This is a genomic window from Oleiphilus sp. HI0117 (assembly GCF_001635235.1).
On the sequence record NZ_LWGA01001030.1, the window covers coordinates 1 to 3,000 of the forward strand.

Here is a 3,000-nt window from a genome sequence, read left to right on the forward strand (position 1 = left end):
CCGCCGTTGGTGGATTAGCGGCAGCGTCTAATACGAACTATGAAGTGGTTCGAAGTGTTGCTTTGCGAGATTTGAAGCGCTTGGCAGCTGGTTTGCTTAATCAAATAGATGAACTCTATAGTCAGTCGAATGATGTTGGTGCTGGGGAGCGTATTAACTTACGAGAACAGTGTTTGCTAAGCCTTGGGCAGCTATACCTTCAGCAGGGAGACAATCAATCCGCTTTAGGTGTCTTACGCGAAATCAGAAAAGATAGTCTGTTATCTGACCAGGCACTTTTCGCTTATTCAGTTGCTGCGACTAACCTTGGTCAGCACGGCTTGGCGCTCGAAGCTTTAACGTTGTTGAAAGAGCGCCCACAATTTACGCCCTGGTTACAGCAAGTGCCTTATGCTTTGTCCTATCTGTACGAGCAAATGGGTGAAACAAAGCTTGCACTCCAAAGCTACCGAGTGGCTGTTGAGCATTATGAATCTTTACAAGAGCGTTTTGGCAGACAAGCACAAGAGGTCGATGAGTCGCGTTTGATTGCCGCCTTGAACCTTTCACGCCCCTTAGGTGATGCGAAGTTAGTGAATGATGCCTATGGCATGCTAAATGTTCAGCCTAATGACTATAGCTTTGCACACCTTCTGGCAACGGATGCGTTTCAGCGCCAGGTAAGTGAGCTGCATGAGCTGTATAAGTTAGAAGAATCTTTATCTCAATGGGCTAGCCAGCTGGACTCATTCGACACCATGATGGCAACGCGTATTGCGCTTCGTGAAGACAAAATACAGCAAACAAAGCAAGCGATGGAGAACCAGGACGCTGCACACTGGGAAGATGAGCAGGACAGGTTTGCTGCGGCGATTAATCATGCCAGCGAGACTGAAGACTTGCGATTCTTTATGAATGAGGAGCAGATTAAATATGCCAAGAAAATTGAGCAAGCCGAGTCATCGTTAGCACTTATTCCACATGATCATCGCAAGCGTAGCCGTTACGAACGGCGCTTGAATCGAGTTAAAGCCTATTACGATTGGTGGTTGAGTGAGTCCTTTAGTGACAATCGTTGGCAGGCGGTCAAACAACTTCGTGCACTCGATCGTGAAATGGCAGAATTTAATGAATATCAAGCTAAGTTACGTTCAAAACTGGAGTCTGATGGTGGCAATGAAGCGCTAGCAAAGAGAGTTTCTGAAGGAAGAGAGCAGCTAGCGCTAATTAGAACGGAGTTAGACCAGAGTCTTGCGCAAGCAAGAAATAAACTTGTTGCTTTGGCCAAACAGGATTACGAAAAGCAAATCGCTGAAGCGGGTGTTTATTTGAAGGCTTCGCGAGAGTCATTAGCCCGAATTTCAGACCAGGTTTATCATTCGGATTCTGCAGAGAAAACCAGCATGACGACAGAGGAGGCTAGCTTGTGAGTTTACTTAGAACAGCATGCTTGCTTACCTTGTTATTTGCTTTGTCAGGCTGCCAGCTATTTGACTCCAGAACCTATCCCTTATATGGGCCTGAAAGTATTGCTTCACTTCAGCCTGCTGTCTTGATGATTGATAGAGAGGCATCTTTAAGTCTTGAAATTTCAGAAGTTATCGAGAATTACACTCGTCTGCTACCTATGCTGAAAGACCCTGAAACGCAAATGAAGGTTCTGCATCGCTTAGCCGATCTTAAGCTTCAGAAAGGTGAATTATTAATGGCAGAGCAGGCTGTTGATGAGCTGGATATCGCTATCACTGCTTATTTAGGTCTGCTTGAAAAGTATCCAGACAGAGAAGATAACGATCACGTCTTATATCAATTGGCAAAGACCTATGAGTTGAAAGGTTTGCGTGATCAACACCTGAAGATACTGACACGAATTGCCGAGCAATACCCGGGCTCAAACTATTATGCCGAAGTACAATTTAGACGCGGAGAGATCCTGTTCACTGACGAACTGTATAGGCTGGCCGAGCAGGCATTTTCTGCCGTGATTCTGACTGAAGCGCCTAAAGAGGAAAGCCCCTTTTTGGCTAACGCCCACTACATGCAAGGCTGGAGTTTGTTCAAACAGGCAAAATACTCTTTAGCGCTGGTAAGCTACAGCCGCGTGTTAGATTTATTGTTAAGTCAGGACTCGGCTGATCAAGATAAAGCCTCGGCCTTGGTTGCGAATCAGCATCAAACTCTGGTCGAAGACTTAATGCGCGTTATGAGTTTGTCGTTTTCTTATTTGGGTGGGGCAGAAAGCTTGGGGGCTCTGTTTGCAGAAACGGGCCAGCGACATTATGAGCATGTTGTTTACTCCAGCTATGCAGACTTCCTGTTGAATAAAGAGCAGTTTAGTGACGCGGTGTTAGTTTATAAGAACTATATTGCCAGGCAGCCACTGAGTTTGTGGTCGCCAAAATATCAAATGCAGATCATCACTGTGCTGGTTCACGCAGGCTTTAAGAAAGATATCTACCCCGAGAAAGTGCGATTTGTTGAGACTTATGGCTTAGGCAGTGAATTTTGGCAAACGCATGCTCCGAAGCCAGAGCCTGAAGGTGCTACCGACTCGCTGGGCTATACAAAAGAACAGCTGGAGCCACTGTTAAAAGAGTTAGCTGATCGCCATTACGTTAAAGCCGGCCAGTTACGCAAGGCTGCTAAGAAACGTTCTGCCAGCAAGCAAAAAACGCTCGATGAATATACGCTTTCTGCTCGATATAACCGTGCCTTTACCGAGACCTTTCCCAATCATTCAGACTTGCCAGAGCGCCTAGTATTATTGGCTGAGAGCGAGACACAACTGTCACATTTTCCAGAAGCGATCTCGGCTTTCGAAAGAGCTGGTTATGAGTTCTCAGAATTTTCTGGTCGTAGTGATGCGGCTTACGCTTCCGTGCTGCTCTATGATGATTACTTAAAGAGCATCAAAGCCTTGCCAAAAGATAAGCTGCCAACAGAGCAAGAGGCAAGGCAAGCTCTTCTGGAAAGCTTAAGTATTAAGCGGGAGCAGGCTCAAATGCGTTTTGTTGATATTCA

The 3,000-nt window shown here is 45.9% G+C and carries 2 protein-coding genes; both read left to right on the forward strand.

Annotated features, from left to right (window positions below; genetic code table 11):
• Nucleotides 1–1,409: hypothetical protein (locus A3757_RS26980; RefSeq protein ID WP_068740060.1), on the forward strand; the 1,409-nt coding region annotated here is incomplete at its 5' end.
• Nucleotides 1,406–3,000, forward strand: a 1,595-nt coding sequence (locus tag A3757_RS18425; RefSeq protein ID WP_156506408.1) for a tetratricopeptide repeat protein, incomplete at its 3' end; no start/stop codon positions are given. The genes A3757_RS26980 and A3757_RS18425, both read left to right, overlap by 4 nt.